Genomic DNA, 434 nt, shown 5'->3' on the forward strand with positions numbered 1-434 from the left:
CCCCAACCCCTCCGGAAGCAGGCGGCCACGCGGGCCACCCGGGTCACTCAAGCGGCGGGACTCAGCACCACGCCCTGCTCCGCCAGCCACGCGTCCACCAGCCGCTGGCCCGCGTCCGTCAACGTGAAGCCCAGCCCGGCCCACTGCTGGCCGTTGAGCATCACCACCTGCCCCAGCGCCCGCCCGAACGCGGACTCCGGCGCCACCCGCTTGAGCAACGCCCCCGCGTAGTGGTGCAGGAACAGGTCGAAGTTCTTCGCGAAGTCCGGGTGCCCCGGAATCGAATCACTGCGCGTGTCCGCCGCCACGTCGTAGCCCCGGATGAAGCCGCCAAACCCCAGCACCTCCACCAGGAACGCGTGCATCCGCGCCTGCCCCCGCACCCGGCCCGGCAACCACCGCTCCGGCCCCGTCGCCGTCTGGAACGTCCACAG

1 protein-coding gene is annotated in these 434 nt (G+C 72.4%); it reads right to left on the reverse strand.

Going from position 1 to position 434, the window contains the following annotated elements; translation table 11 throughout:
- Positions 1-47: 47 nt before the first annotated feature.
- Positions 48-434, reverse strand: a 387-nt coding sequence (locus tag D7Y13_RS46465) for a hypothetical protein (protein ID WP_158626237.1), incomplete at its 5' end; no start/stop codon positions are given.

Origin of the sequence: Corallococcus praedator (assembly GCF_003612125.1) — a bacterium.
Classification (GTDB): Bacteria; Myxococcota; Myxococcia; order Myxococcales; family Myxococcaceae; genus Corallococcus; species Corallococcus praedator.